This is a genomic window from Polyangium sp. 6x1, assembly GCF_029946515.1.
Classification (GTDB): Bacteria; Myxococcota_A; Polyangia; order Polyangiales; family Polyangiaceae; genus Polyangium.
Genome location: NZ_JARZHH010000077.1, coordinates 23,714 through 45,992 on the forward strand (window position 1 = coordinate 23,714; position 22,279 = coordinate 45,992).

General features: G+C 70.6%; 17 protein-coding genes. 8 read left to right on the forward strand and 9 right to left on the reverse strand.

Annotation, left to right across the window (positions count from 1 at the left end):
- Positions 1-111 precede the first annotated feature (111 nt).
- On the reverse strand, positions 112-684 hold the full coding sequence (locus QHF85_RS42090; RefSeq protein WP_281333104.1) for a methyltransferase domain-containing protein: 573 nt from the start codon (positions 682-684) through the stop codon (positions 112-114).
- Positions 685-761: 77 nt separating this feature from the next.
- On the opposite strand from QHF85_RS42090, the gene QHF85_RS42095 reads away from it, so the two are divergent.
- Entirely contained in the window at positions 762-2,585 is a 1,824-nt protein-coding gene (locus QHF85_RS42095) for a hypothetical protein (RefSeq protein WP_281333105.1), read from the forward strand.
- Positions 2,586-2,591: 6 nt separating this feature from the next.
- Here QHF85_RS42095 and QHF85_RS42100 read toward each other — a convergent pair whose 3' ends face one another.
- From QHF85_RS42100 to QHF85_RS42115, 4 genes are read right to left on the reverse strand one after another with little or no spacing between them, the layout of a single operon-like run.
- On the reverse strand, positions 2,592-3,569 hold the full coding sequence (locus QHF85_RS42100) for a glycosyltransferase family A protein (protein ID WP_281333106.1): 978 nt from the start codon (positions 3,567-3,569) through the stop codon (positions 2,592-2,594).
- Positions 3,570-3,572: 3 nt separating this feature from the next.
- Positions 3,573-4,463, reverse strand: coding sequence for a methyltransferase domain-containing protein (locus tag QHF85_RS42105; protein WP_281333107.1), 891 nt, complete (start codon positions 4,461-4,463; stop codon positions 3,573-3,575).
- 53 nt (positions 4,464-4,516) lie between these two features.
- Complete coding sequence (locus QHF85_RS42110; RefSeq protein ID WP_281333108.1) at positions 4,517-5,905, reverse strand: CCA tRNA nucleotidyltransferase; 1,389 nt, start codon at positions 5,903-5,905, stop codon at positions 4,517-4,519.
- A 40-nt stretch (positions 5,906-5,945) separates the two neighbouring features.
- Positions 5,946-7,856, reverse strand: coding sequence for a serine/threonine-protein kinase (locus tag QHF85_RS42115; RefSeq protein WP_281333109.1), 1,911 nt, complete (start codon positions 7,854-7,856; stop codon positions 5,946-5,948).
- Between the two features lie 501 nt (positions 7,857-8,357).
- On the opposite strand from QHF85_RS42115, the gene QHF85_RS42120 reads away from it, so the two are divergent.
- Complete coding sequence (locus QHF85_RS42120) at positions 8,358-10,073, forward strand: FtsX-like permease family protein (RefSeq protein WP_281333110.1); 1,716 nt, start codon at positions 8,358-8,360, stop codon at positions 10,071-10,073.
- Between the two features lie 3 nt (positions 10,074-10,076).
- Here QHF85_RS42120 and QHF85_RS42125 read toward each other — a convergent pair whose 3' ends face one another.
- From QHF85_RS42125 to QHF85_RS42140, 4 genes are all read right to left on the reverse strand, one after another.
- A complete protein-coding gene (locus QHF85_RS42125) occupies positions 10,077-12,845 on the reverse strand; it encodes a sensor histidine kinase (protein WP_281333111.1) in 2,769 nt (922 codons plus the stop codon).
- Positions 12,846-13,013: 168 nt separating this feature from the next.
- Entirely contained in the window at positions 13,014-14,789 is a 1,776-nt protein-coding gene (locus QHF85_RS42130; RefSeq protein ID WP_281333112.1) for a 4Fe-4S binding protein, read from the reverse strand.
- Between the two features lie 2 nt (positions 14,790-14,791).
- Positions 14,792-15,763: a DUF362 domain-containing protein gene (locus QHF85_RS42135; RefSeq protein WP_281333113.1), complete on the reverse strand. Its 972-nt coding sequence runs from the start codon at positions 15,761-15,763 to the stop codon at positions 14,792-14,794.
- Between the two features lie 116 nt (positions 15,764-15,879).
- A complete protein-coding gene (locus QHF85_RS42140) occupies positions 15,880-17,622 on the reverse strand; it encodes a protein kinase (protein WP_281333114.1) in 1,743 nt (580 codons plus the stop codon).
- 199 nt (positions 17,623-17,821) lie between these two features.
- Here QHF85_RS42140 and QHF85_RS42145 point away from each other — a divergent pair, with 199 nt between their 5' ends.
- The 6 genes from QHF85_RS42145 to QHF85_RS42170 all read left to right on the forward strand — a co-directional run bounded on the left by QHF85_RS42145 (position 17,822) and on the right by QHF85_RS42170 (position 22,256).
- Entirely contained in the window at positions 17,822-18,253 is a 432-nt protein-coding gene (locus QHF85_RS42145; protein WP_281333115.1) for a universal stress protein, read from the forward strand.
- Positions 18,254-18,271: 18 nt separating this feature from the next.
- Complete coding sequence (locus tag QHF85_RS42150; protein ID WP_281333116.1) at positions 18,272-18,844, forward strand: CDP-alcohol phosphatidyltransferase family protein; 573 nt, start codon at positions 18,272-18,274, stop codon at positions 18,842-18,844.
- A gap of 85 nt (positions 18,845-18,929) precedes the next feature.
- On the forward strand, positions 18,930-19,883 hold the full coding sequence (locus QHF85_RS42155; RefSeq protein ID WP_281333117.1) for a DUF4349 domain-containing protein: 954 nt from the start codon (positions 18,930-18,932) through the stop codon (positions 19,881-19,883).
- A gap of 11 nt (positions 19,884-19,894) precedes the next feature.
- Positions 19,895-20,359, forward strand: a complete 465-nt coding sequence (locus tag QHF85_RS42160; RefSeq protein ID WP_281333118.1) for a serine/threonine protein kinase — start codon at positions 19,895-19,897, stop codon at positions 20,357-20,359.
- A 65-nt stretch (positions 20,360-20,424) separates the two neighbouring features.
- Positions 20,425-21,096: a hypothetical protein gene (locus QHF85_RS42165; protein WP_281333119.1), complete on the forward strand. Its 672-nt coding sequence runs from the start codon at positions 20,425-20,427 to the stop codon at positions 21,094-21,096.
- Positions 21,096-22,256, forward strand: coding sequence for a hypothetical protein (locus QHF85_RS42170; RefSeq protein ID WP_281333120.1), 1,161 nt, complete (start codon positions 21,096-21,098; stop codon positions 22,254-22,256). Before QHF85_RS42165 ends, QHF85_RS42170 begins: the two co-directional genes overlap by 1 nt.
- The last annotated feature ends 23 nt before the right edge of the window (positions 22,257-22,279 follow it).

The following is a 22,279-nucleotide window of genomic DNA, read 5'->3' on the forward strand; positions in this document are numbered from 1 at the left end:
TCGATGCACCTGAGGTCCAGGGCTGTGCCCTGGTTCGGGTCCAGGGGCGAAGAGCCCCTGGTCGGGTCCGGGGTGAAACCCCGGCGCGACGGCACGCTCTGAGAGAGCGCGTCAGCCAGGCTTTCGCGCGAGCACGCATGCGATCTGCCACGGCGAGAAGATCCGCCGCAGCGCGCGCTTCCATCCTTGGTAATGCTCGGGCGCGCGGATCGTGAGGACCTCCTGCCGCAGCACCTCGGGCCAGCCGAGCAGCGCCACGAGCTCCGCCGCCGTCGGTCGGTAGCCCGTGTCGATCGGATCTCGGTGAATCGGATAACGCCGCGGTACCGTGAGCACGAGCAGCCCGCCGGGCGCGACGACACGCGCCACGTGCCGCAGCGTCGCCTCGCGATCGGTCACGTGCTCGAGGAGGTTCGTGCAGAGCACGAGATCGAACGTGCGCTCCACGCCCTTCAAGTTCGTCACGTCGGCGACGATGTCCACGCCCGGCTCGGGCCGCGCGTCGAGGTGCAGCACCTGAAGGCCGCGCGCGCGAAGCGGCGCGAACACGTTCCGATCGAGGTGCGGCTGCACGACGGTGCGGAAGTGAAGGGTGGAGGACCCGATGTCGAGCACCGTCGCGCCCTTGGGGAACTCTGTTCCCGCGAGCACGTCGCGGATCCACGCCGACTCGTCGACGAACACCCGAACCCCTTGTCACACGAGCCCGCCTCCGCGCAAGCGCGAGCCTCCGGATCGGGTATACAGGCCCCGGCGCGCCGATGTCCTCGTGTTACCTCGCCCTCCGCCCGAAGAACCCCCAAGGCCTGCCCGAGGGCCTCGAAGCGCGTCTCGATCGCGCCTTGCCCTTCGTGCCCGAGGCGCGGTTCTCCGCCTCGCGCGCCGGCATCAAGCTCTGGGTCTTCCTTCGCGACGAGGGCCTTTGGCCCGAGCCCCGCTGGCACGAGGATCCGAGCGGCGCCGCGGTGATCACGGGCTACGGCATGGCCGACGCCCGTCGCCTCCTCGGCGCCGCGGAGGTGCTGCGCGCACCGGACGCCCTTTCGCTTCGTCGCCTCTTTCACGGCGAGTGGTCGATGTGCAAGCTCACGGACGAGGGGCTCGTTGCGGCCTCGGATCCCGTCGGCACCGAGCACGTGTACGTGACGGAGCAGCCAGGGTTCACCGCGGTCTCGAACCGCGCGCGCTTGCTCTGGGAGCTCATGAAGGCGCTCGGCCCGCGTCCCGCGCCCGATTTCGAGGCCCTCGGCGGGCTCATCTCGCCCGGCTACATCGTCTGCACCGAAGGCACCGCCGTCCGCGGCGTGCGCCTCGTCGACGGCCACGCGGCCGTCGTCCTGCCCCGCGACGCAGGCCCCGCCGAGATCCGCACGCTCGGCGGCGGCGAGCCCGCGAGCCGGGGCGCCTCGCCCGATTGGGACACGCTCGCGGATCATTTGCGCTCGAACTTCGCGTGGCTCGCGGGCACGAACAAGCCGATTCTCGCCGCGCTGACCGGGGGCAAGGACAGCCGGCTCGTCCTCTCGACCTTGAAGAGCGTAGGCCTCGAGAAGCGCGCGAACCTCTACATCAGCGTACCGCCCGAGCACGCCGATCATCTCGCGGCGCGCCGCATCGCCGATCGGTTCGGCCTGAACCTCGAACGCATCAACCCGCCGCCGCGCACGCGCATCCTCGAAGACATGCGCCGCCACGTCGCGCTTACCGAGGGCGCGCTCAACGCGTGGGACATGACCGGCGCCGTCACGTATCACTCGCGCCTCGGCCTGCACGGCCTCTTCGGCGAGCTCTACCGCAGCCGCGGCGCGGCCTCGGCCGATCCCGAGGCCGCCGCGCGCTTCTGGTTCGGCTCGTCGAACCTCGGCGGCGTCCTCCGCCCCGAGGCGCTCTCGCCGCAGATCACGCGCACGACCCGCTGGATGAAGGGCGAGCTCGATCGCGGCACGGCGCCCGAGCACCTGCACGAGGCCTACTACGCGGCGCAATACGTCCGGCGCTGGATCGGGCAGGCGCGCCTCGGCGACGGCATCACCGCGCTCGTCCTGAACCTGCTCTACCACCCCGCGATCCAGCGCGCGTTCGGCGGCCTGCCGCTCGCGGATCGCACGAGCGACCGCGTGCACTTCGAGCTCATGTCGCGCCTCTGGCCCGAGCTCGTGGAGTTGCCCTTCGCGAACGCCTCGTGGAAGGCCGACATGGTCGCGCGGAGCACGAACCCACGCGCGGCGATCACGACCGAGCCCGTGCGGCACGCGCGTCCGATCCTGGGCTCGGGGTGGCAAGAGCCCGCGCTCGTGGGGCAGTGGCGCGTGATCCGCGAGCGCCTCGAAGACGCGACCTCCGTGCTCGAACCGCTCGTCGTCCCGGCGCGCCTCCGCGCCTTCCTCGACGTCGCCGCGGTCGTGCTCGGCGTCCCGCAGCCCGTGTCTTCCCGCGCGCAGACGGCCCTCCGCTCGCCGCTGCTGTTCCTCCACGCGCGCTCGCACAAGGCGGGCATCTTGCGGATCGTGCTCGGCCTGCTCACGATCGTGGAGCTCGAAGCCGAGCTCCGCGCCGAAGCATCGACGATCGTCCGCGTGGAGTGACGCGCGTCAGCGCCGCTTCACGCGGTCGAAGATCGGCATCCGCGCGATGACCGATTGCGCTGCGCGCATGCCGGTGAGCACGACCTCTTCCGTCGGCGTGCGCTTCCGAACGGGCTTCTTCCGCGCGTCGAAGACGGCCATGTACGCGTCGAACTCGGGCTCGATGCCCGTGATGTTCTTGCGCACGTCCTTGTACCTGCGCGACTTCCAGATGAACTCCCGCGCCGATCGGCAGTAGTCGTGCCGCATGATCATGCCCGGCGCGTAGAGTGAGCGCAGCGCGGGGAAGGCGCGCTTCATGCGGTAGGCGAGGTAGAGTCCTTCGCCGCCGTAGAGATCGTCGCGGAAGCCGCCGATCGCGAGGTAGACCGCGCGGCGGATCAGCATGTTGCCCTCGGTCGAGACGTTGTCCTCGTCCCAGAGGTCGTCGCCGCGGTCGTAGTGCCCGGCCCAGACGTTGTACCAGGGGTGGCGGTGCGGGACGATGCGGCCGCGGGCTGCGCCGATGGTCTCGTCGCGGAAGAGGTTCACCCCGTACTCGAGCCAGTCGGGCACGACGAGGCCGTCGTCGTCGATGTAGGCCAAGAGCTCGCCGCGCGCCCAGCCCGCCGCCGCGTTCCGCGCCACGTTGAGCGGCAGCCCGTCGCGCAGCCGCAGCTCGACGTCGACGAGGTTGCCGTACCGGCCACGCAGATGGTCGAGCCCGCCGCTGTCGGCGAGGAGGATCTCGTACGGCAGATCGAGCGCGACGGTTTGTCCGCGGAGGTGACGCAGGCAGTCGAGCAGGTAGTCGCCGGCGCGGTAGGAGATCACGACGAGCGTGACCGCGGGATCCTTGACCTCGCGGCGCACGACGAGCTCGCGGAACTCGGAGGCGTAGCGCGCGCGAAACGCCTCGCCGAGGCGCTTTTCTTCGTCACCGAGCCCTGCGCGGTCCGGCAGCGTCGGGAGGTTCGTCGGGGAGGGCTCGTGGGGCGTCTGCATCGTTCAAGCGGCGCCCGCGCTGGGCTTCTTGCACACGAGGAATCTGCGCGGGTGGATGCCGTAGCGCGCCCGCGTCGCGTCGTCGAACGCGCGCTCCACGTCGACGATCTCGACCTCGAAGCCGAGCTTTCGCAGCCGATCCGGAAGGTCGTTTCCGTAACGGCGGCGGTGCATCGCCTCCTCGGGCCGCGCCCGGCCGTACTCCTCCGTGGGCGCGTTCCAGTTCATCGCGTTGTCGAGCAGGCCCATCCCGCCCGGCGCGAGGATGCGGTAGAGCTCGCGCATCGCGCTCTCGTCGTCCTCGATGAGATCGAGCACGTGGAAGCAGACCCAGAGGTCGAACGAGCCTTCGGCGAAGGGCGCGGAGACGAGGTCCCCGCGCACCATCGCGTGCGGCGCGTAGAGGTCGAACGAGACGTAGTCGATGTCGTCCGGGAAGAAGCGGCGCGAGTTCGAAAGCGGCCCGATGTCGAGCACGCGGCGCCGCTTCTCGCCGAAGAAGTCCGCGAGCGTGCCCCGGCAGAAGAGCGGCAGGAGGCGGACGCGATCGGTCGAGCCGCACGCGTAGCAGAGCGTGTTCTCGCGGTAGGTGTCGAAGTAGTAGACCGGGCCGAAGCGATCGCCCGTCCAGCCGCAGAGCGTGCAGGCCCGATCGCCCTCGCGGCCCTGGAGCGCGCCGCCGATCTCGCGGCCGAGCGCGCGGAGGGCGCGGACGCCGTTCTCGACGCCGTCTCGGCGCCCGCGCCCGGCGAAGCGGGCCATCGTGACGCCGATCGAGGCGGCGCGGCCGAGGTAGGCGCGCGCGCGCACGAGCGGGCCCGGATCGGGGAGGGGGTTGGGGCCCTCAGCTTGTCCGAGCGTATCCCCAAGCGTCGAACCGGAGGTGCGAGTCATGGCTGCGCCGTCTACTCAATCGGGCGCCGCGCGTCGACGCGTTTTCTCGACGCTCAGGCGTCGCTCTTCTGCCGCTCGTCGTGGAGCCGCCGCGCCGCCGCGAGCAGCCGGTCGTGCTCGTTCTCGGCTGGATCGTCGGTCACGACCTCCACGAGCGCCGCGAGGATCTCGCCCACCACGCGCCCGGGTGGGAGGCCGAGCTCCCGCATGAGCTCGTTGCCACGGATCTTCAGATCCTTCGTCCCGAGCGCCGCGCCCGCCGCGAGCAGGCTCGTCGCGCGCGCCCGCAGCCGCTCGATCGCCTGCACCTCGTCCGTCGCGTCGCGCCCCTTGCCGCGCACGTCCGAGAGCGCCAGCGCATACAGATCCGGCGCGAGATCCGGCGTGACGCGACGGATCCAGCGACGCACGGCCGCGTCGGTCCAGCCCTCGTCGTAACAGATGAGGTGGTGGCGGACGAGCGCGGCGATCCGATCACGCTCCTCGTTCGAGAAGCGCAGCCGGCCGAGGATCTCCGTCGCCATCTCCGCGCCGATCTTCTCGTGGTCGTAGAACGTGTAGTCGCCGGTCTTGTCGGAGAACGCGCGCGTCCGCGGCTTGGCGATGTCGTGGAGCAGCGCCGCCACGCGCAGGAGCGGTACGGGCTCGCTCGCGTCGAGGCTGGCCATCACGTGGCCCCAGACGTCGAACGCGTGCCACTTGTTCTGCGTGCAGCCGACTGCTTCGAGCAGCTCCGGGCACGTAATTTCGAGGACGCCCGTGCGGCGCATGGTCTCGAACGCTACGCTCGGCCGCGGCGCGCGCATGCTCTTCAGCCACTCGTCACGTACGCGCTCGGCGCTCACGCGGCGGAACGTCACGAGCGAGCGCGGCTCGCCCATCGCACGCTCGGTGTCGGGATCGATCGAGAACCCGAGCGTCGCCGAGAAGCGCGCGGCCCGCAGGATCCGGAGCCCGTCCTCGCCGAAGCGCTCGCGCGGATCACCCACCGCGCGCACCACGCCGGCGTCGAGATCACGCTTGCCGCCGAACGGATCGATCAGGTGGCCGTCCACGGGATCGAGGGCGATCGCGTTCACCGTGAAGTCGCGCCGCGCGAGATCCGCGCTGATGTCGTCGACGAACTCGACCGAGTCGGGGCGGCGCCCGTCGCTGTACGCGCCTTCTCCGCGCAGCGTCGTCACCTCGTAGTGCACGCCGCGCAGGAGCACGGTGACCGTGCCGTGCTGCAGGCCTGTGGGGATGACCTTGCGGAACATCCGCATGACCTCCTCCGGCCGCGCGTCGGTCGCGACGTCCCAGTCCTTCGCGGGCTCGCCGCGCAGGAGATCCCGCACGCAGCCGCCCACGATCCAGCCCCGCTTGCCGTTCTCGCGCAGGCGGCGGCAGATCCCGAGCACGTCTTCGGGGACCTTCTCGATGAGGTGAGCGACGCCTTCCACGGCGCTCGGCTTTACCACGCTTCGGGCGCGGAGACGCCCTTCACGGCTTGCTCGTGCCGCCGTGGTAGATGTCCACGATGTCTCCGCCGCTGCTCGCGGCGTTGTTGCCCTTCTTCGTGGAGGGCAGGGGGCCCACGTGCGAGCCGCCCTTCGTGGTCGGCGGGCGCGCGGTCCCGGCGTCGGTCGTGGCAGGGGTCGTCCCGGCGATCGCGACGAGCTTGACGGTCTGCTTGTCCTGCGAGCCGTCGATCGTGATCTTCTGCGCGTTGTACCCCTTGGCGTTCACCTCGAACGTCACGGGTTTGCCCGGCTCGACCTCGAAGTTTGCGGGGAACGTGAGCAGCTTGCCGGCGTAGGTCGTCGACGCGTTCGCGTCGCGCGGATCCACGTCGACGAGCACGACCTTCTTCGCGGCGGCGGCCGTGGGCGCGGGCGGCGCCGTGGCGGCTTGCGACGTGACCGCGCCGGGATCGGGCTTCTGCGTCGGGCCGCTCAGCAGGATGAGCACCGTGCCGAGCGTCGCGCCCATGACCACCGCGCCGACCGCGATGAACCGGATCCAGGGCGATTTCTTGGGTTTGTCCGCGACCCCGTCGGGCACGGAGGCCGAGAGTCCGTCGGGCCGCGAAGCCATCTCCGCGACGGCCTCGGGCACGTGGCCCTGCTGGAAGCGCTGCAGATCGGCCGCGAGCGCGGCCATGTCGGGGTAACGATCCTCGGGCACCTTCGAGAGGCACTTGAAGATGATCGCCTCGAGATCGGGCGGGCACGGGGGCTCGAGGCCGAGCTTCGCCAGCGGCGTGGGCGGCTGGTACATGTGCTGGCTCAGGATGCCCATGAAGTTGTCTGCGACGAACGGGAGCTGATTGCTCACCATCTCGTAGAGCATGATCCCGAGCGAGTAGATGTCGGTGCGGTGATCGAGCGGCGCGCCCGCGGCCTGCTCGGGCGACATGTAGTGCGGCGTGCCGAACACCGCGCCCGCGCGCGTGAGCTTGTTGTCGCCGCTCGTCGCGACCTTCGCGATGCCGAAGTCGAGGATCTTGACGAACTCTTTGTCGATCCCGCGCTGGATGATGAAGATGTTCTCGGGCTTGAGATCGCGGTGGATGATGCCGCGCTCGTGCGCCGCGGCGAGCCCGTTCGCCATCTGGATCGCGATCTTCGCGATGAGCTCGGGCTCGAGGCGCTTGGCCTTGTCCTCGTTCAGCTGGATGAGGCTCTTGCCGTCGAGGAACTCCATCACGAAGTACGTCGAGCCGTCCGGCAGATCCCCGAAGTCGGAGATGTCGATGATGTGCGGGTTGCCGATGCTCGACGCGGCGCGCGCCTCCTGCAGGAAGCGCTCGAGGATCTCGCGGTCGCGCGCCATGTCCGAGCGCAGGACCTTCACCGCGACCTTCTTGTCGATGACCTTATGGCGGGCGAGGTAGACGAACCCCATGCCGCCTTCGCCGAGGAGCTTTTCGATCTTGTAGCGGTGATCGAAGGTCGTGCCGATGTACGGATCCTTCGAGCCCGGCGCGCGCTCGGCGTCGACGTGTGTCGGCGGCGGGATGTCCGGGTCCTGCTCGCCGCGGCGCGACGCCGGCAAGAGATCCTCGAACGAGCGCCGCGACGTCGGCTGCGGTTCGTCCGGGTTCGAGCTGAGCCGGCCGCGCGGGCCGTCGCCGTCCGGCGTCGAGATCCGGCTGCGCCGCGCGCCCGCGTCGAGCTCGGCCTGCGACTTCGCGATCGCCACGAGCTCCGGATCGAGCGTGGCTTCTTCTTCGATCTGGATGACCGGCGGCGGCGCGGGGATCGAAGGCGACTTCGGCATCCCCGGCGGCGGCACGCTCGGCTTCGGCGGAGGCACGCTCGCAGGGTTCGTCGCGGCGACGGCGGGCGCGGCCGGCGGGAGCGACGGCTTTTTCAGCGACGGCAGCGTCGCCGGGCGCGGGATGGCAGGCACCGAGGGACGCACCGATCCTTTCGGGGGAGCGGGCGGCTTCGGCGCGGCAGCGGGCGCGGGCGGCGTCGCTGGAGCGGCGGGTTTCCCGCCCCCGGGTTGGGGCGAGCTCCCCGCTGCGACGCGAGGAACCGCAGGCGGCTTGGGCAGGGCAGGGGGCTCGTTGTCCGGGGGCGACATGCAGGAGATCGCAGATAGTTCGGGAAGCTAGGGGTCATCGTAGCAGGACGCGGCGAGCACGAGAAGAGCGTGGAGGACGTCTGTCCGGTCCTGGCTTGATGGGCGTTCGGGGTTTGGGGCGTAGCTCGGCTTGCCGAGCGCAGCCCCAAGCGTTTCGGAGGTTTGGGGCGTAGCTCGGCTTGCCGAGCGCAGCTCCAAGCGTCGGGAGGGAGCGTGTTCGGGGGTTCCCCGAAGGCCCCCACGCGGTCCTCCCGACGTGTTTGCATGTTCGCCCCGAAGCTCCCGCGTGCTGCACAGCGCCCGTTCTGCTAGAGGCTCCGCCAGATGGGCTACCCTCTCGAGGTTGCGCTCCGGTACCTGGGGAGCAAAAAGCGCGCGTTCATTTCGGTCGGCACGGCCTTCGCGATCCTGGGCGTCACGCTCGGCGTGGCCGCGCTCGCGACCGTGATGAGCGTCACCGGCGGCTTCCAGGCGCAGTTTCGCGAAAAAGTCCTCGGCGTGAACGCCCACGTGCTCGTGCTCAAATACTCCACGGATTTCCGGGAGTACCGCTCGATCATGGAGCAGGTCGCCAAGGTGCCCGGCGTCAGCGCCGTCGCGCCGTTCAGCATCAACCCGATGATGTTGACCCACGGCGACGCGACGGCCACGGGCGTGCTGCTGAAGGGCGTCGATCCCGCGACGAGCCTCGGCGTGGGCATGCCGGAGGGCTCGCCGTTCGTGCTGGATCTGCCGAAGCAGGTGAAGTTCGGCTCCCTCAACGGCCTGCGCCTCCCCGGCGCGAAGCCGCCCGAGCGGAAGAGCGGTGGGCCCGACCTGCCGCCCGTGCCGATCCTGCCGGACAAGCGCCCGCTCGAGCAGGACGCGGGCGCCGATGGCGGCGACGGCAAGCAGGGGTTGCTCCGCGCGATCGAGGACGAGCTTCGCGAGAAGGCCAAGGCCGCGAAGGAGCCCGAGAAGATCGAGCCGAGCGGCGGGGGCATCGAGGAGATCCTCGCGATCGAGGCCGGCAAGCTCGGCGGCCCGGACAAAGGCGAGGCCGACAAACCCGGCTCGGACAAACCGGCGGACGAGAAGGTCGCTGCCGCGGGCGACGTCGCGGACCCGAAGGTCGCGGACGGCGCGCCCGTCGGCTCGGTCGAGCCGGAGGGCGGGTACGCGAGCAAGCTCCCCGACGACGACGACGTGCCCAAGGAGATCGATCCCGACCTCTGCGCCGATCCTGCCGAGGTGGCGAAGCTCCCGGGCATCGTCGTCGGCGTCTCGCTCTCCAAGACGCTCAAGCTCGAGCTCGGCGACTGCGTCACGGTCACCTCGCCGACGATCGGCTACTCGTACTCGGGCGGCTCGCTGAAGCCCCCCGTGGCCAAGCGTTTCCGCGTCATCGCCCAGTTCGAGGCCGGCTTCGATCAGTACGACTCGAAGCTCGTCTACACCGATCTCTACGAGGCGCAGGCGTTCTACGACCAGGGCGACACCGTCACCGGCGTGGAGATGAAGGTCGACGACATCGACCAGGCCAAGCCCATCGCCAAGCAGATCAGCCTGAACCTCGCGAGCGGCCTCTATCACACGATGGACTGGGAGGAGCTGAACCACGGCCTGTTCACGGCCCTGCTCATCCAGCAGATCCTCATGAGCGGCGTGCTCGCGCTGATCATCGTCGTCGCCGCGTTCACCGTCGTGGCCACGCTGATCATGGTCGTGCTCGACAAGACGAAGGAGATATCCGTGCTCAAGGCGATGGGCGCGACGGACGGGGAGATCCTGCGCATCTTCCTCTACCAGGGCGGGATCATCGGCTTACTCGGCACGACGTTCGGGCTCGTGCTCGGCGTCGCCGTCTGCAAGGGCCTGTTCGTCTACGGCTTCCCGCTCGATCCGAAGGTCTACTTCATCTCGGAGCTGCCCGTGCAGGTGCGGCCGCTCGAGTTCATCATCACGGGCGCCATCGCGATCGTGATCTGCCTCGTCGCCACCATCGTCCCGAGCCTCTACGCCGCCCGCCTCCGCCCCGCCGAGGGCTTCCGCGCCCAGTGACGATCAGCCGCCGATCGGCAGCGTGAACAAGAACGTCGTCGTCTTGCCGGGCTCGCTCTCGACCCGCAGGAGGCCGCCGTGCGCCTCGACGAGGCCGCGGCAGATGTAGAGGCCGAGCCCGAGCCCCTTGATGCGCGACGTCCCCGCGCTCCCCCGCTGAAAACGCGAAAAGAGCCGCGGCATGAGCTCGGGATCGATCCCCGGCCCCTCGTTGCGCACGCAGAGCACGACCTCCTCCGGCAGCGCACGCAGCTCGATCGCGATCGGCGTCCCGGGCTCGCCGTACTTCACCGCGTTCGAGACCAGGTTCTCCACCACCTGCTGGATGCGCGCCGCGTCGACGTGCACGAGCGGCATGTTCCGATCGATCGAGAGCCGGACGCGCCCGCGCGCCGCCTCGTCGGCGATGTCCTCGACGATCTGGCGCAAGAGGCCCGGCAAGTTCGTCGGGGCCCGGACGAGCTCGAGCCTGTGCGTGTCGAGGCGCGAGAGGTCCGAGAGATCGTCGGTCATGCGGATGAGCCGCTCGGCGCTCGCCCGGATCCGCTCGGCCTTGAGCTTCGTGGAAGGCTCGACGACGCAGCGGACGAGGTGCGCCGCGGTCGCGAGGATCGTCGTCACGGGCTGCCGGAGGTCGTGCGCGACGATGCTCGTCCACTCCTCCCGCAGCCGCGCGAGCTCCTTCATCGCGGAGATGTCGCTGAAGAGGACCACCGCCCCCTGGATCGTGCCGTCCTCGTCACACACGGGGGAGGCGTTGACCAGCGCGTGCAGGTCCGTCCCGTCGGGTCGCTTCACGATGACCTCGCGGCCGAGGCTCACCTCGCCGCGCATCGCGCGCTCGACGCTCAGCTCGCCGGCCCCGATCGACGAGCCGTCCGGCCGGGAGACGAGCGTTCGCAGGTAGTCGAGGTTCGGCAGGGACGCGGCGAGGCCGCCGAGGAGCTGGTCCGCCATGCGGTTCTGCGTGACCTGCGGCGATCCCACGCCCTCCCAGAGCTGGATGCCGACCGGCGAGCTCTCGATGACGGCCCGGAGCCAGCGGCGCTCGTCCGCGAGGGCCCGCCGTCCCGCCTCGCGCTCGCGCTCCGCGCGGCGGAGGTCGGTGATGTCTTGCACGACGCCGAGCACGTTGAGCGGCCGCCCCGCTTCGTCCCGCGTGAGCTCGGCCTCGACGCGCACGATCCGGTGTTCGCCGTCCGGCCGGAGGACCCGGTGCTCGCACGAGAAGGGCTCGCCTCGCTCGACGAGCGCGCGGAAGGCTTCGAGGATCCGCGTCCGCTCCTCGGGAGGGAGCACGCTCGCGAGCGTCTGCGGTGGCTCGGGGCCGGTGCGCGGCGGGAGGCCGAAGATGCGGTAGACCTCCTCCGACCAGCACGACTCTCCCGCCTTCGCGTCCCACTCCCAGTGGCCCACGTGCGCGACGCTCTGCGCGCGCGCGAGGCTCTCGCGGCTCCTTCGGAGCGCCTGCTCGGCCCGGCGCTGCTCGGTCACGTCCTGGATCGTGCCGACGATCCGCACGGCCTTGCCCGCAGCGTCGCACTCGATGTCGGCCTCCTGGTGGAGGAGCCGCTCCTCGCCGTCCGGGCGGCGGATGTGGAGGTCGACCGAGAAGCTCCGGCCGCTCTCGAGCGCTGCCTCGTAGGCCGCCCGCACGCGCGCTTGCTCCTCGGGGCTCATCCGCGCCGCGAGGAGCGCGCTCGCGTCCTCGAGCGTGCGCGGGGTGGGCGTCGGCTCGAGGCCGAGCAGGCGGTAACACTCGGCCGACCAGCGGACCTCGTTGTCTCGGATGTCCCAGTCGATGCTGCCGACGCGCGCGATCCGCTGCGCCCGCGTCAAGCTCTCGTGGTCGCGCCGCATCCGCGCGGAGGCGCGGCTCTGCTCGGTCATGTCGTGCAGGCCCGCCACGTGGCAGCCGGGGATCACGTTCGCCCGCGCGTGGTACTCGACGTCGATCGTGCTGCCGTCGCCCCGGACGAACGTGAAATGGCCGGTCTGGATCCCGTCGCTCAGGAAGGTTCGCCACAGCTCGTCGAACCTGGCATTGCCGTGGGCCGGCGTGATTTCGCGGATCGTGAGGCCGACGATCTCCTCGCGGCTCCGGCCGAGCAGGCTGCAGGCGGCGGCGTTCGCTTCGAGGAGCCGGCCGTCGTCGTTCGCGACGAGGATGGATCCCATCGCGGTGTCGAAGAACGTTCGGAACGCGTATTGCCAGGCCGAGGCGCTCGCTTCGGCCTCGCCGCGCGCGCGCTTGTCCTCGAGCACGCTCGCCGCGAGGTCGGCCAGCGCTTCGAGCGCGCCGCGGGTCTTCAGGCTGTTCGGTCGGGTAAAACCCGCGACGAGCGCGCCCGTGCGTTCGCCGTGCAGGGCGACGGGCGCGGCCATGAAAAACCGCACGCCGCTCGCCGCGTGGGCCATGCGGACGTCCTCGGGTGCCGCGGGCGCTTCGGCGTCGGCGCTCTCGATCGTGCCGCCGCGGACGGCCCGAGCGACGAAGCTCTCCGCGACCGGGGAGATGCGGTGGAGCGGCGCGGGCCATTCCGGCGGGCCGCCTCGATGGGCGACGAGCTCGAGCGCGCCCCTCGTGTTCGGCAGGTAAAGCAGGAGAAAATCGGCGTCGAGCGCGCAACGCGCTGTCGTGTACAGGCGCTCGAAGGGCTTCGCCACGGATTCGCGCGTCCAATCACGCGCGGCAGAGCCCTCCGTGGCATGCGGCCCGAAGCCTTTGCCCATCCACGCAGGCCAGGTTGTTCCCCTCCACTCGTTGCTCACGTGAGCGCCGCTAGTTTGCTGAACGAACCATGAAGCTAACACAAGCTGAATCGTTCGAGGACGATCCGTCGCGCCTGCGTGTCGAAGGTTTGCGCGAGGCACGGCCGAGCGCGGACGGCGGCGGACGCGCCGCGGACGGCGGCTCGGCGGGCGCGGGGGAGGGGCGCTTCAGCCGGGTCGGTTGTAGTTCGTGTCTTCGAGCAGGATGACGTTCGTCTTCGAGCGGGTCTCGCCGACGTTCGTCACGTAGACGGCGGGCTTGTCCTGAACGGGACAGACCTTTTCGCACGCGCCGCAGCCGATGCAGAGCGAGGGATCGACGTGCGGGCGCTGCACGTGCACGGTGGTCATCCCGGGCTCCTTGCCGTCCTCGCCCGCCATGGGCAGGCGCTTCGGGATGTCGACCTCCTCGACCCAGATGGCCTTGGGCGAGGTGGGGCAGAACTCTTCACAAACGATGCACGGCGTGGCCATGGCCCAGGGCAGGCAGCGGCCCTGATCGTAGAATGCGGTGCCGATCGAGACGGGCTTCTGGCCAATGCCGAGCTTCTGATCCTCGGTGATCTTCTGGATTGCACCGGTCGGACAAACCTGGCCGCAGAGCACGCAGGAGTGCTCGCAATAGCCGATGCGGGGGATGAGGATCGGCGTCCAGATGCCCTCGACGCCGGCCTCGAAGAACGCCGGGTGCAGGGCGTTGTTCGGGCAGACCTTCATGCACTCGGCGCAGCGGATGCAGCGCTCGAGGAATTCGCGCTCCTCGACCGAGCCGGGCGGCCGGATGACGCGGTGGTCGTAGTTTGCGTCGATGACGTCGGCGATGCGCATCGCCGGGATGACCACGGCGCCCGCGGCGGCCGAGGCAATGGCGGTGCGGCGGCCCGTGTCCGGCTTCGAGATCGTGCTCTTGCGGCTCGGGAGGAAGCGGAACTTGATCACGTCCTCCGGGCAGGCATTCTCGCAGTTCAGGCACATGTGGCACTCGTCCTGGCGCCACTTCACGCCCCCCTGCGGCGAATCCGCGCCCTGGCAATGCACGAGGCACAGATTGCAATCGGTGCACTTCGCGTGGTCCTTCTCCATGCCGAAGAGCGCGAAGCGGGCGAAGACGCCGAGGAACGCGCCGAGCGGACAGAGGACGCGGCACCAGAACCGCGGGATCACGCGGTTCATGAACAGGATCGCGACGAGCAGGATCCCGATGAACCAGGTCTGGTGGAAATAGAACTGCTTCGATTGCCAGACGGTCTGCGCCAGGAAATCCTGGGCGCTGTCGGCGGCGGCCTGCACGGGGCGCACGCCGGTCTGGCCCGTGGCCATGCTGGTGACGCCGGTGACGTACTGGAGGGCCGGAATGACGGCGAGGCCGATCGCGCGGACCGCGACGCAGATCGGATCGAAGAGGCCGCCGATCGCGCTGCCGGCGACGCTCGCCGCGAGGAAGGCGTAGAGCAGGAAATATTTTACCTGCTGGCGCGTCGCGGTCTTGTTCGATTCGACGCGCTTATTTCCGCGCAAATACCGAGACGGAAAAATCCAGCCGAAGAAATGGTGGAGCGTGCCGAACGGGCAGATCCATCCGCAAAAGACGCGGCCGAAGACGAGCGTCACCGCGAGCAGGCCGACGGACCAGGCGAGCCCGCGGTAGACCGTGTGCGTCGAGAGCAACGTCATCGCCGCGACGAACGGGTCGGCGAGCAGGTACGCCTCGACGGGCAGGGGCAGGCGCACCGCGGTCTCGGCGGACGCGAACGAGCCGCGGAATGCGGTCTGGAAGAGGAAATAGAGAAACAGCGCGAGGAAGCCGGCCTGCGAGACGCGACGCACCCAGACGAGGATGCGGATCGACAGACGCGCCTCGATGCCCGAGCCGGGGCGTCCTTTCACCTTGGCGGGCTTTTTGGCCGGGGTTTTGGCCGTTCCGACGAGAGCGGGAGCGGCCATCGTCAGACCTCCACCCAGCGCAGGTCTTTCCAGTGCATCGTGCCGAGCCCGCGCTCGTGGCCCATGCGCAGGTACGGGATCTCCTCGGGCGAACGGCCGATGAGCTGGCAGCCGTAGGCGTCGACGGCGACCTGATCCGTCGAGGCGAGCAGCGTGCGCATCTCCTTCGCGTCGGCGATGTTGCCGCCCTGCGGGCCGTTGCGCACGAGCACGCGCCAGGCGTCGACGATCGTGAGCGTCGGCTGCATGAACGTCGCGAGATCCGCGATGGAGACGTCGATGTTCTGGTGGAGCCGATTTCTGCGCCCGCCGAGCGAGCCGTACCAGTTCTTCATCGCCCCCGTGTACTTCGAGAGGTTGTGGTGCTTGGCGATGGGGACGTTGATGACCTTGTCCGCGTTGATGAGCGGCGTGTAGACCGGCCACTCGTCGAGGACCTCGCCCTTGAGGCGCATGCCGCGGAAGCGATGCGCCGCCGGGAGCACGACCTCCGCGCCGACGTCGTACGCGGCCTTCCAGATGCCTGAGCGCTGGAAACAGCGGTTCGGCTCGTTGCACGAGGCGTCCGTGACGACGACGCGCTTCGCGCCCGCGTCGTAGGCGAGCTTGACCACCTCGGCGACGACACGCGGGTTCGTGTTCGCCGCGTGGATCGGGGTGCGATCCCAGCCGACGTTCGGCTTCACGACGACGATGTCGCCGCGCGAGATGAAGCGGTTCATGCCGCCGAGCGCGGCGACCGCCTTGCGCACGAGCGCCTCGGGCTCGGCCTCGTTCTTCGCGACGACGAGCTTCGGCAGCTCCGCCGGCGCGTCCTTGAGCCGGTAATCCCGCGTCTGGGGCCGCTCCTTCGAAGGGCCCTCCACGATCGTGCCGCGATCGAAGCGCGTCTTCGCGAGGGCCGCGGCCCCGCCGAGGACGAGCCCTGCGGCGGCGAGACGCTCGATCATCTCACGGCGCGAAATGTTACGCATCGGAAGCTTTCCTACGGATAGCAAGGCCGCGCCGGAGGAACAAGCGGGCCACGCGTCGGAGAAAGCTAGTGGGCGTGGGAGGGAGCGTCGACGAGGATCGACAGCACAAACGGTAGCTATCGGCTCGGCGCGGGCGGCGGCGGCGGAGGCGGCGGAGGTGGCGGAGGCGGCGGAGGCGGCGGAGGCGGAGGGGGCGGGCCCACCGACGCGCTCGGCCCGGCCGCGGGCGAAGGCGAAACGGAGGCGGATCCCGCGGGGAGCGTCGCGCCCGACCCGGAGGACTTCACCTCGGCGCGGAGCTTTTCCCGTTCGTCGCTGCACGCCTTCTGTTCGGCGACGCAGCGATCGCGCTCCTCGGTGAGCTTCTTCAGCTCCTCGGCCCTCTTCTCGGCGAGGGCCTTCTGCTCGTCGCGCTCGTTTCCGAGGGCGACGCGCTGCTTGTCCCACTCGGCCTCGCGGCGCTTCCACTCGGTCTCGGCCTTCTCGGCGGTCTCCTCGCACGTCTGCAGGCGCGCGGCGCCCTGATCGCGGAGCTTTTTGATCTCGATCGCGCAGTCGAGCTCGCTGCCCGACTCGCAGAGCTTCATCTGCGCGTCGAGCTGCTCCTCGCAGAGTTTTTTGTCTTTGCTCGCGGACGCCTTGCACTTGTCGACGTCCGTCATCGCGGTTTTGTAGGAGGCGTTGCAGATCTCGATCTGATCGAACTGCCGCGCGCCCTCGGCCCGCGCGCGCTCGAGCTCGGTCGCAAGCTTGAACGTCTCTCGCTTGGAAAAGGCGACGAAGGCGCCCGCGGCGGCGAGGAGCAGGAGCGCGCCCGCCGACACGCGGAAGGCCTGGAGCGAGGCGCGTTGCTTCTGCCGCTGTCGCTCCTCGGCCCGGGCGATCTCGCGCTCCGGTTCGAGCAGGACGTCGAGCTCCTCGGCGAGCTCGCTCATCGCCGGCCGCTCGCGCGGATCGTGCGAGAGCCACCGCGCGAGCGCCCGATCGATCATCCCGCGCGCATCGCCCCGCACCTCGGGGAGCGTGCCGTCGGGCAGCGGGTTTTTCGCGCGGACCTCGAGCGCCTGTTCGAGGTCGTCCATCGTGTTCGCCGTGGAACCCGGATACCGATCCTCGCCGACGAGCGAGACGAGCAGCGTCGCGGCGAGGCAATACGTGTCCATCTTCTCGCTGATGGGCAGAGCCGCGAGGTTGCCCCGCATCGCGGCGAGCTGCTCGGGCGAGGCGTAGAGCGCCGTGCCCGCGACGAACGTGCCCTCGCGCTCCGCCGCGACGCCGAGGTCGAGCAGGATCGGGTGCACGCGCCCGCCGAACGTGGCGAGGAAGATGTTGTCCGGCTTGATGTCCTGATGCCGCAGGCCCGCCGCGTGCAGCGCCTCGAGGCCGCGGGCGATGGCGAGGACCACGTCGTGGGCCTCGCGCAGGCCGAGGGGGCCACGTTCGAGCCGCTCGGCGAGCGTCTCGCCGCGGTAGACGGGCATCGTCAGCCACACGTACTCGGGCGTCGTGCCGTGGTCCTTCATCTGGACGACGTGCGGGTGGCCGACGGTCGCCAGCATGACGAGCTCGCGCTCGACGTTGCGCCCGGCGAAGTGCGATCGGGGCAGGATCTTCAGCGCGACCTGGTGCTCGGGTACGTCCTCGCGCTGGGCGACGTAGACCTTGCCGAACATGCCGGCGCCGAGCAGGCGCTTCAGGCGGTAGACGCCGCCCACGACGTCGTCGATGGTCGGCATGACGACCACCGAGGGCGGGCTCGCGCTCTCGTGCGGCAGGGCACCGGCTCGCTGGGAGTCGTCCACGACGGTCACGGCGTAGGCGTGCACGGTGACGGTGGCGCGGAGGTTCGAGCTCTTCACGGCGAGGACGAGCGTACCGCGATGCCTCCCCGCGCCGCGAGAAAGCAGCAGCGCGCCCCGCGCTGGCTCGGCGCGTGCAAGCCCCTCGGGCAGGACCTTGCAGCCGAGCAGGGAGGTGCCGCTCGGGGACGAGATCTCCCTGGTTGCGCGGCTCGGGGTGAGCCTGCAACCTGCGCTCCCCAAAGGAAAAGGAGCATTCATGACGACGGGAGCGAACGAGAAACTGCTGGTCCCCATCGACTTCGAAGCCGCCTCGGTGAAGGCGCTCGCGCTGGCCAAGGATCTTGCCGCCCGCCTCGGCTACCAGGTCGTGCTGGTGCACGCCTACCAGCTTCCGGTCTACACGTACCCGGGCCTCGAACCGACGCTCCTGCCGGGGTTCCACACGGAGGTGATGGCGGCGGCGCAGCGCGCCGTGGATCAGCTCGCGCAGCAGGAAGGCGTGTCCGCGGTGCTGCGCGAGGGCGATGCCGCGACGGAGGTTCTCGCGGTGGCGGAGGAGCTCGGCGCGAAGATGATCGTCATGGGCACGCACGGGCGCACCGGCGTCGCGCACCTGATCCTCGGCAGCGTGGCGGAGAAGATCATCCGGAAGAGCCCGGTCCCCGTAGTGACCGTGCGGGCGGACTGAACGACCCGGGGGGGCTTCATGCCGCAGTACCGCGTCGCTGATCTCGGTCTCTTGCCGAACATCCTCAGCGCGCTCCGCCTGCCGCTCGCGGCGATCTTCCCGTTCGTCGTGGACGACGCGCGGGCCGCGCTCGCCGTGCTCTTCGCGGCCGCGCTGACGGACGTGCTCGACGGGTGGCTCGCGCGGCGCCGGGGCCAGCTCACGGCCGTGGGGGCGGTCGTCGATCCGATCGCGGACAAGGTCTTCGCGGGGACCGTGGTGGTCACGCTGCTCTACACCCGGCGCATGCCCCTGTGGGCGCCCTTTGCCTTGCTCTCGCGCGAGATCCTGGAGGCGCCGCTGCTCGTGTGGGTGCTCCTGAGCCCGCGGTTCCGCGGGGCGCGGCGTGCGGGGGCGCGGTCGAACGTGCCTGGCAAGCTCGCGACGTGCGTGCAGTTCGTCGCGGTGGTCACGGCGATCACGGCGCCGGAGCTCGTGGAGGGCGTTCTCGTCGCGTCGGCGTGCGCGGGGACCTTGGCGGGTGTGTCGTACTGGGCGCGTGAGATCGAGCGGGCGCGGAGGCTCGCGGGCGGGGCGCCGCGCGGCACCTGAGGCCCGAGGAGCCCCTTCGCGCGTGGCGCCCGCCCATGTAACGTTCGCTTCGACTTCCGAAGCGCCTCCTCGGCCAGGACGAACGATGCGACCGAACGTGATCCTCGCGCTCTCCAGCGTGATCCTCGGGCTCTTGCCGGCTTGTTACGCGGGCGCGCATGCGCGGTCCTACGAGCCCGCGCGCTCCTACGCCGACATGGACAGGGAGAGCGCGAACGAATCGATCGTGGTCGCCAGCGGCGCGGAGTCAGTTGAGGAGTCGCTCACGCAGAGCGGCGGCGATGAAGACGGCATCTCGCTCGCGAGTACGCCGGGCAGCCTCGCGCTCGGCCTGCGCCCGGCGGAAGCGAACGCGGCCCCCGCGCCGCCCCCGCCGCCGCAGTCGCCGCCCGGCAAGAAGAACGAGGCGCCCGCGAAAGAGGCGCCCGCGGGCGGGGAAGGGAAGCCACGCGCCGAGACCACGGGCAAGCAGCTCGAAGGCGACGGCACGGTGGCCGTCATGCGCGCGCCGATGCTCGTCTACACGGCCCGCGTGAACATGGCGGTCTACGAGGTGAAGAGCTCGCTCGGCGAGGTCGAGTCGCTCGCGCGGAGCCTCGGCGGTTTCCTCGCGCGGAGGAACGATACGTCGATCACGATCCGCGTGCCGGCCGCCCGTTTCGACGAGGCGATCCGGCGCATCGAGAAGCTCGGCGACATGCTCTCGCGCGACGTGCAGGTCGAGGACGTGACCGAGGAGTACCACGACACCGAGATCCGCCTGAAGAACGCGCGCGCCGTGCGCGAGCGGCTGGAGCAGCTCCTCGCGAAGGCGACGAAGGTCGAGGAGTCGATCCAGATCGAGAAGGAGCTCGAGCGCGTCGCCGAGACCATCGACCGGCTCGAAGGGCGCATGAAGTTCCTCCGGGATCGAGCGGCGTTCTCGACGATCACCGTGACGTTCCAGCCGCAGAGCTCGGCCGAGCTCGGCAAGCGTCGCTTCAACCTGCCCGTGCCCTGGATCTACGAGCTCGGCCTCGGCCGGTTGCTCAGCCTGTGACGGAGCCCCAAGTGCGATCTCGATTTGCCTGCATCGCGGTGTTCGCCCTGCTCTTCGCCTCGGCCTGCCGTCCCTTCGAGCCGGCCACGCCGCCCGGCTTCGTGGAGCTCGAGGATCGGTACGGCCGCAGCGAATACCGCGCCACGACGGCCGACGGCGTGGTGCTCGGCGTCCGCGCGTTCGACAACGATCCCAAGGGCGAGCGCGCCTTCTGGGTGCGCGCGCTCGAGAACCGCATGCGCGACATGGGCGGCTACGCGCTGCTCGAAAAACGCGAGGTCAAGGATCGCGCCGGCCTGCCGGGGACGCAGCTCCGCTTCGGCCACGACGAGGGCGACGAGCCGTACCTCTACTACCTCACGATCTTCGTGACCGACGGCCGCGTGTTCGTCCTCGAAGCGGGCGGGGCGCGGCCGCAGATGCAGCGGCTCGCCGAGCAGATCGACTGGTCGGTGAAGAACTTCCTCCATCACTGATGGGGCCTCCCGCGCGCGCGCGACGCGCCTTGCTTGCGCTCGGCCCCTTTGCTACCTCGCGTCTGGTGCGTCACCTCCACTCGTACGGCCGAAGGCTCCTTCGCCCGCGGCCAAGGTCGCTCGCCGGCGCCGCGTTCCTCTTGCCCGCGCTCCTCGCCGCGCCGGCCTTCGCGCACGGCGGGGCCGTGGCGGGCCCGCCGATCGAGGTGCCGGCGCCGCCGCCGGGCGACGGCGCGACGGCGCTCGGCATCCTGAAGGACGTCGAGGCGAAGGCCCAGGATCCGCGCTCGAAGAAGGCCGTCGCGGACGCGATCACGCGCGCGAAAAAGTCGCTCGAACGGGCGCACGGCGCGCGCGCGTCGGGGGACGCCGCGCACGCCCGGATCCTCGACGGGGTCGCGCTCGAATGGGCCGAGACGGCGCGGGATCTGCTCCGCGCGGCGGAGGCCGAACAGGCGGGCGCGGCCGTGGCCGAGAAGGCGAAGGAGGCCGGGTCGCAGGCCGAGCGCGCGCGCGCGCTGCTCGAAGAGACGCAGGCCCGCAGAGGCCGCGCCGAGGCCGAGCTCGAGCGCGCGACGGCCGAGGAGAAAGAGGCCCGCGAGGCCGCCGCGAAGGCCGAGGAGGCGCGCGTCGCCGCCGGCAAGGGCAAGGACAAACCGGCCAAGAAGGACGACGCCAAGGCCCCGAAGAAGGCCGGCGGCGCGGCCGCGGTCCCCAAGAAGGGGAAGGGGAAGTGATGAAGCGAATGCTCCTCGTGGCGCTCGTCGCGCTCGCCTCGGCGTGCGCCCCGGTGCCGCGCCCGCCGATCCTCTCGGAGGTCGATGCCGTGCAGCAGGGCGCCGCGGCGAAGGAGGCGCAGGACCTTGCGCCGCTCGCGTATGCGCGCGCCGAAAAACACAGGAAGGAAGCGCACGCCGCGTACGAGGCCGGCGACGTCGCGGGCGCGCAGCTCCACGCTGAGTGGGCGCTCGCCGCGTACGCGCACGCCCACACGCTGGCCCGCATCGCGCGCGCGGAGACCGACGCGAAGAGCACCGAGGCCGAGCTCGCGGCGCGACAGGCCGAGCTCTCGTCGCTCGACGGCGAGCAGACCCGCGCGACGGCCGAGGTTGCGGCGCTCGAAGCCCGCATCAAGGTCGCCCGCGACGCGCAGCCCGTCGCGCCGTCCGGCCCCGCGGATGCAGCGCGCGAAAAAGCCCGCGTGGCCGCGGCGCGCTCGCTCGCCCTCGAAGCGCGCATGCTCTGCACGGCGGCGCGCCTGCTCTTGCCCGAGGTCCCGGCGCCGAAGGCGGACACGCCCGCGCCGATCGGCGCGCCGACCCGCGAGGCGCTCGTGACCGAGCTCGACGAGGCGGACCTCATCGTCAAGAAGCTCGACGAGTCGCTCGCGCAATCCGGCCCGGCGCCGATCGATCTCGCGACGCGCGCCCGCTCGAGTTGCCTCTCCGCGCTCACGGGCATGCGCCGCGCGATGACCCCGGTCACGCGCGCGCCCGGCGCGGGCGACGCGCTCCTCGGCGAGATCTCCGCCACGCGTGCGTTCTCCCCGTCGCGTGACGATCGCGGCATCGTGGTCACGCTGCGCAACCTCTTCGCCGGCGACAAGCTCACGCCGGCGGCGACCGAGCAGATCACGCGGCTCGGCAAGCTCGCCGCGGCGAACCCGCGCTTCCCGCTCGCGGTCGTCGTGCACCAGGACAAGGAGCCCTCGGCGAAGGAGCAGGCGGCCGTGAAGGCGCGCGCCGACGCCGTCGCGGCGGCGCTCAAGGGGGCGAACGCGCCGCGGGTCGACGTCGTCCTCGCGGGCGCGGCCTCGCCGGTCGTCGATCCTGCGGGCAGCGATCGGGCGCGCAACGCGCGCGTCGAGATCGTCTTCGTCACCCCCGAGACATTCTAGTAGCATGCAGCCGCGCGCGTCGT

Bases quoted from the DNA above. Each gene is read 5' to 3' on its own strand.
- QHF85_RS42095 (WP_281333105.1), top strand. From the start codon at position 762: ATGTCCTCGTGTTACCTCGCCCTCCGCCCGAAGAACCCCCAAGGCCTG.
- QHF85_RS42100 (WP_281333106.1), bottom strand. From the start codon at position 3,569: ATGCAGACGCCCCACGAGCCCTCCCCGACGAACCTCCCGACGCTGCCG.
- QHF85_RS42105 (WP_281333107.1), bottom strand. From the start codon at position 4,463: ATGACTCGCACCTCCGGTTCGACGCTTGGGGATACGCTCGGACAAGCT.
- QHF85_RS42120 (WP_281333110.1), top strand. From the start codon at position 8,358: ATGGGCTACCCTCTCGAGGTTGCGCTCCGGTACCTGGGGAGCAAAAAG.
- QHF85_RS42130 (WP_281333112.1), bottom strand. From the start codon at position 14,789: ATGGCCGCTCCCGCTCTCGTCGGAACGGCCAAAACCCCGGCCAAAAAG.
- QHF85_RS42135 (WP_281333113.1), bottom strand. From the start codon at position 15,763: ATGCGTAACATTTCGCGCCGTGAGATGATCGAGCGTCTCGCCGCCGCA.
- QHF85_RS42145 (WP_281333115.1), top strand. From the start codon at position 17,822: ATGACGACGGGAGCGAACGAGAAACTGCTGGTCCCCATCGACTTCGAA.
- QHF85_RS42150 (WP_281333116.1), top strand. From the start codon at position 18,272: ATGCCGCAGTACCGCGTCGCTGATCTCGGTCTCTTGCCGAACATCCTC.
- QHF85_RS42155 (WP_281333117.1), top strand. From the start codon at position 18,930: ATGCGACCGAACGTGATCCTCGCGCTCTCCAGCGTGATCCTCGGGCTC.
- QHF85_RS42170 (WP_281333120.1), top strand. From the start codon at position 21,096: ATGAAGCGAATGCTCCTCGTGGCGCTCGTCGCGCTCGCCTCGGCGTGC.